This is a genomic window from Pelagimonas sp., assembly GCF_050633425.1.
Lineage (GTDB): Bacteria > Pseudomonadota > Alphaproteobacteria > Rhodobacterales > Rhodobacteraceae > Pelagimonas.
This window is the reverse complement of the sequence record NZ_JBOEGM010000067.1, coordinates 1-3,685: the sequence shown is the minus strand read 5'-3', so window position 1 is coordinate 3,685 and position 3,685 is coordinate 1. Positions and strand designations below refer to the sequence as shown.

General features: G+C 52.6%; 6 protein-coding genes. 2 read left to right on the top strand and 4 right to left on the bottom strand.

All coding sequences use genetic code 11. The features are described from left to right. Positions 1–269 (top strand): hypothetical protein (locus ACRBB0_RS27235; protein ID WP_431377615.1); only part of this gene is annotated, 269 nt, incomplete at its 5' end. Between the two features lie 140 nt (positions 270–409). Here the strand turns inward: ACRBB0_RS27235 and ACRBB0_RS27230 are convergent. From ACRBB0_RS27230 to ACRBB0_RS27215, 4 genes are read right to left on the bottom strand one after another with little or no spacing between them, the layout of a single operon-like run. Further along, a complete protein-coding gene (locus ACRBB0_RS27230; protein ID WP_431377614.1) occupies positions 410–856 on the bottom strand; it encodes a D-Ala-D-Ala carboxypeptidase family metallohydrolase in 447 nt (148 codons plus the stop codon). Continuing rightward, complete coding sequence (locus ACRBB0_RS27225; RefSeq protein WP_431377613.1) at positions 844–1,434, bottom strand: hypothetical protein; 591 nt, start codon at positions 1,432–1,434, stop codon at positions 844–846. Before ACRBB0_RS27225 ends, ACRBB0_RS27230 begins: the two co-directional genes overlap by 13 nt. Next, positions 1,421–1,918 carry a hypothetical protein gene (locus ACRBB0_RS27220; protein ID WP_431377612.1) on the bottom strand — a complete coding sequence of 166 codons (498 nt, stop codon included), beginning with the start codon at positions 1,916–1,918 and terminating at the stop codon, positions 1,421–1,423. Before ACRBB0_RS27220 ends, ACRBB0_RS27225 begins: the two co-directional genes overlap by 14 nt. After that, positions 1,919–2,269, bottom strand: coding sequence for a helix-turn-helix domain-containing protein (locus ACRBB0_RS27215; RefSeq protein WP_431377611.1), 351 nt, complete (start codon positions 2,267–2,269; stop codon positions 1,919–1,921). Between the two features lie 333 nt (positions 2,270–2,602). Here ACRBB0_RS27215 and ACRBB0_RS27210 point away from each other — a divergent pair, with 333 nt between their 5' ends. Continuing rightward, positions 2,603–3,553 carry a hypothetical protein gene (locus ACRBB0_RS27210; RefSeq protein WP_431377610.1) on the top strand — a complete coding sequence of 317 codons (951 nt, stop codon included), beginning with the start codon at positions 2,603–2,605 and terminating at the stop codon, positions 3,551–3,553. The last annotated feature ends 132 nt before the right edge of the window (positions 3,554–3,685 follow it).

Below are 3,685 nucleotides of genomic sequence, written 5' to 3'. Positions count from 1 at the left end.
TGTGGGGGAAAAAGGTGTTGCGCGATCAACCTAATATTGTATTGAGCCTTCAACTGAGAAGAAAGGTAGTATTAGTGCAATTTGATCGCAAGACCCTAAGAAAATTCAGCGCTTGGTTCTACTATGTGATTGGTCCCGGGGTGCCATTGTTTGCATGGTTTTTGTACGGCTTTGAAGCATTGGTAGCTGCCGGTTTTGTAACTATTATCGGAGTTCAAGCACAGAGTTACTGGGACAAGGTTCAAGATGAGGTTGACCCGCTAGAGTAAACGACATTGCATGTTGGAAGCCCCCTTGTTCCACAATCAGGAGCGAGGGGGCTTTTTTGTTGCGACGGGGGGGGCGAGAACGGGGGAGGAACGGACAAAAAACCCCGGCGCGATGGCCGGGGCAGGTGGGCGGTAAAGGGTCAATAAGCGGGGCTATCTTCCCGCATCCGGGGGAACGGATCGCCCCATTTGGCGGGGCTGTCGCGGGTGTCGATGTGCATGAAGCCCTGAGAAACGTAGTAGCCAAAAGAGGTAAAACCGCATTCCCGCGCCACCGCTTCAAACTGCTGCGGATCATGGTTTTTCATCCGGCAATCGTATGCCTTGGCCTCAAGGTGCTGGGATTGGCTCACGCCCCCTACACTGCGATTGTATTCTGGGGATCGGTATGCACTGTTGAGAATGATCGGTTCGCCCAGCTGGTTGCGCAGTTTTTGCAGGCAGTCCATTGAATGCGCGTCGATCATCAAAGAGCCGTCGCGACAGGCCACCTCTTGCGGGGTGAAATTGGGCCAACGCCAATGCTCCATCGGGAATTCGCTGTAATGGCTAAAAACGACGCGGTTCCAGTTATTTACACGGGCCATTTAACATACTCTCCTTGCTTAAATCCGCGCAGTTCTTCGGCGGCTGGGCCAAGTGATTTCTTGGCGGTTTCCATGTCGGTGTGATCGGTTAAGCGCATCCAATAGGTTGCCTTAGCCTGTGTCCGGTATTCGGCGTAAACGCTGGCCGGTCTCTGGCCGATGATCAGGATGCCGAACCCTGCATGACGCCCCTGCAAAACCATGCGGCTCAGAATGTCGCGGGGCTTGTCCATATATCCCGGCGCTTCGTCGGCAACGACATAGACCGGGGTTTCTGGCGTGCTGTGATTGAGCGCGAACACCATTGCACCGATTTGATGGTCACGGCGGCTGTCATTGCAGATGATCCGCGTCTTGCCATCTGCCAAAGCGCGGCGCACTCCAGGGGCGTCGTAACCTGCGGGTGATTGCGGGTCGATGATGACGCATTGTTTGGGATCGGCGGCTTTGAGCATTTCGCGGGCCATATGGCTTTTGCCGCTTTCGCTCTGGCCCCAAATGCAGGTTGTTCCTGTTAGCTCAAGCGTGGGCGCGTTTGATCCGGTTTTATTGACACGGTTGACCTTAATCTTGGTCATGGTCCACCTCCTCGCTTTCGGCGCGGACACTGGAAAATACCGGAGTTGACGCGCCTTCGGCGCGTGACGCCTTGATGACTTGCAGACACCCAAACCCATGCATTCCGATAGCCGCGACTTGCCCCCAAATGGATGCTTTTGTGGACAAGAACATTTTCTTGGTCGCAGGGTTTCCTTTGAACAACTCATAAGCGGCGGCAGCGGCAATTCTGCCGCCTTCGGATCGGGCTTGATCGCCAAGCGGGCAGGGTGCGCTTGTACGCATCTGGACCAATCCACCAGCCATGTCATGCATGGCGATGAATTGAGAGTTGAACGCCTCCAAAGATATGATCTCGTATTCTTCCGAAGGAATATCGGTCAGGTGTTTTTCGCCCAGATCGGTTTCATGCGAGGCACGTTCCGACGCTTCAAATGCGGCTTGCTCTTTAACAGGAACGGCCAAAACGGCGTTTTCCACCGCTTCAAGGTCAAACTCGATCATTTACAGCCCCCAATGCTCTGAAATTTCGTCACGCGGCGGCTGTACGGGCTGTTTTGTCACCTCAGGGCGCTTTACCTCCTCAACACCCCAATCGCTGCTGGGGGCGCTCTGCGGGGCATTCTGGCGGCTCTGCGCTGATTGTTTAGGCCTAGCCATGCATTCGCGGTCGTATTCATCCCAATCGACGGGTGCGCCTAAAGCACGCGCGATAACTATACGTTTGTGCTTGGGCGCTGGGATGATGCCGCATGACCACTTATAAAAAGTGCTGTCCGTTACGCCGCATTCTGCGGCCATGGCCTTCATTGTGCGACCTTGTTGATTGCGCGCAATTTCAAATGATTTAAGCATCTTGTCACTCTCCTACTCTTCCTAGAGTAGTAACACAAAATCACTCAAAATCACAATCTAACATCATGAAAACGCATGATTTATACTGATTTATCAGGCTTAGAAAGCGAGAATTTTCCCTTCACATTGAAGCGGCAAGATAACGTGAAAATCAATCTGTAAGGGAATTCAAAAATGCGTGGTATTAACGGAAAAGTCGTGGCGTCTACCGCCCTTGGCGTTCTGATCGCTCTGGCGGCTGACGCCTATCTGCAAAAGCAGCCTATCTACCGTTCGCTGGTCGGCTAAGCCGCTCACTTCCGAAAAAATCTGAACAATAGAAGAGGGAAAGCTATGCGGCGAACTCGTTCAACTGGCGTCGGTCAAGAGGCCCAGAAAAAACACCGGACACCTAAGGTGATCCACAAAATTCGCAGCGTCGGCACGGTTTCGCCTGCCTACTCTGATGGCACTGCGGTCATTGACATGAAGCGCGGGCCGTACACCTATCAAAACATTGGGCTTTCTATTAGTTCAACTGTTTCAATTCCAGACGACACCAACAACCGGACGGGCAAGTTCTTTGTCAAAACGGACAAGTGGTCGAAATACGTCTCGCGTATCCGGTTGGAGATCGACGGTGTTGTTCAGCGCGACATGACGACGGAAATGTTCATCAGTTTCATGAGAATGAAAAATCTGGACGCCGCAAACGGCGTGCTGTTTATGATGTTCGGCGGGCCTTCGCAGTTTGAGGACAAAGACGTTGAAGATGCCTATATGTTGGGCACGCGCAACGTGAACAGTATCCGATTGCTGTTTGACCTCACCAGCGAATGGGTTGACGGTCAAATGCAGTTGGAGGAGATCAGCGAATACGCGCCGGTCAATCGTCCAACGGCTTTCCTTGTTACCAACAAAGTCCACAAGCGCCGTGCCACTGGTGCGGGTCAATTCACGATTTCGGACCTGCCGACGCATGCCGATATTGGAGCGATTTACGTCCTTGGTGCGGGTATCAAATCCGCAAAACTTATTGTTGATGACATTGAGCTTTTTGATGGCGACAACCATCAATTGCACGCCATGCAGCAATTGTATGGCCGCGCCTATGATCAATTCCCGGTCGGTGAATTTGTTATGTTTGACTTCCTGCGCTCCAAGGAAGTGACCAAGGGCCTCAAATCGCTGGAAACAAAGGCAGAGCGTCGGCGCAATGCGGATATTCGGCTCGAATTTGACATGGAAGATGCGGCTGAATTGACTGTCGTGGTTGAGCAAATGGGGCCGCTTAACTCTCAATAAGCGCTCACAACATAGCTGCGCCCAAATTGAAATGGGCGCGGCTCTACTTAGACAGGGCAGGGGAGCAATATGGCCGAAGAAATGACGCCGCAGGGCAAAGTATATTCCACTACTGACGATTATCTGCCCGCA

Excerpts from the sequence above, each read along its gene's own strand:
- ACRBB0_RS27230 (WP_431377614.1), bottom strand. The coding sequence starts at position 856 with ATGGCCCGTGTAAATAACTGGAACCGCGTCGTTTTTAGCCATTACAGC.
- ACRBB0_RS27225 (WP_431377613.1), bottom strand. The coding sequence starts at position 1,434 with ATGACCAAGATTAAGGTCAACCGTGTCAATAAAACCGGATCAAACGCG.
- ACRBB0_RS27220 (WP_431377612.1), bottom strand. The coding sequence starts at position 1,918 with ATGATCGAGTTTGACCTTGAAGCGGTGGAAAACGCCGTTTTGGCCGTT.
- ACRBB0_RS27215 (WP_431377611.1), bottom strand. The coding sequence starts at position 2,269 with ATGCTTAAATCATTTGAAATTGCGCGCAATCAACAAGGTCGCACAATG.
- ACRBB0_RS27210 (WP_431377610.1), top strand. The coding sequence starts at position 2,603 with ATGCGGCGAACTCGTTCAACTGGCGTCGGTCAAGAGGCCCAGAAAAAA.